1 protein-coding gene is annotated in these 1246 nt (G+C 69.6%); it reads right to left on the reverse strand.

The window, feature by feature from the left end; genetic code table 11:
- On the reverse strand, positions 1–1246 hold a 1246-nt coding region (locus tag D180_RS18220; RefSeq protein WP_043091307.1), incomplete at both ends, for a chemotaxis protein CheA.

A 1246-nucleotide genomic window follows, 5' to 3' on the forward strand; every position in this document is an offset into this window, starting at 1 on the left:
GGCCGCCAGCGATTCGGTGCCGGGTTGCAACTGGCCGATGAGCGACGGCACGTCCAGGATCAGCGCGACCCCGCCGCTGCCGAGGATGCTGGAGCCGCTGATGCCCTTGACCTGGGCGAAGACCTTGGAGAGCGGCTTGATCACGGTCTGCCACTCGCCCAGCAGGGTGTCGACCACCAGGCCGAACCGCTGCGAGCCCTGGCGGATCACCACGATGCTCTCGCGCGCCGGCGGCGCGCCGGCGATGGCGAACAGCGAGCGCAGGCGCACGTAGGGCAGCACGTTGCCGCGCAGGTCGATGTACTCGCTCTGGTAGTTCGGTGCGAACTCCACGCATTCCTCGACCACGTCCAGCGGCACCACGAACACCGACTTGCCGACCCCGACCTGGAAGCCGTTGATGATTGCCAGGGTCAGCGGCAGCCGCACCGAGATGGTGGTGCCGACGTCCTGCTGGCTGCTGATGTCGACGCTGCCGCGCAGCGCGGCGATGTTGCGCTTGACCACGTCCATGCCGACGCCGCGGCCGGACAGGTTGGTGACCTTCTCGGCGGTGGAGAAGCCCGGCTCGAAGATCAGCGCGAACACTTCGCGGTCGGAGAGCTGGCGGCCGGGTTCGATCAGGCCGCGCTCCAGCGCCTTGGCCAGGATCCGGTCGCGGTTGAGGCCGCCGCCGTCGTCGCTGATCTGGATGACGATGCTGCCGGAATCGTGGAAGGCATTGAGCCGCACCGTGCCGCGCACCGGCTTGCCGCGCGCCTGGCGCACCTCGGCCGGTTCGATGCCGTGATCCATGGCGTTGCGCACCAGGTGGGTCAGCGGATCGGCGATCTTCTCCACCACCGACTTGTCCAGCTCGGTGTCCTCGCCATTGACCACCAGCGCGATGTCCTTGCCCAGTTCGCGGGCCACGTCGTGGACCACGCGGTGGAAGCGGCTGAAGGTGCCGCCGATCTTGACCATGCGCAGTTGCAGCGCGCTTTCGCGCACCTCTTCGACCAGGCCGGCGAGGATCGAGGTGGATTCCAGCAACTGCGCATCGCCGGTGCGCTGCGCGTTGGCGCCGGTGCTGGCGACCGCGATGATCAGCTCGCCGACCAGGTCGATCATGCGGTCGAGCTTGTCGGCGTCGACGCGGATCGAGCCGCCTTCGCCGCGTGCGCCGGCGGCCTTGGCGGGGCCGGCATTGGCGGCGGGGGCCGCTGCCGCGGCCGGCGCATTGGGCATGGCCGGTGCGGCTGGAGCC

This window comes from Xanthomonas sp. SHU 166, assembly GCF_000364685.1.
GTDB classification, from domain to species: domain Bacteria; phylum Pseudomonadota; class Gammaproteobacteria; order Xanthomonadales; family Xanthomonadaceae; genus Xanthomonas_A; species Xanthomonas_A sontii.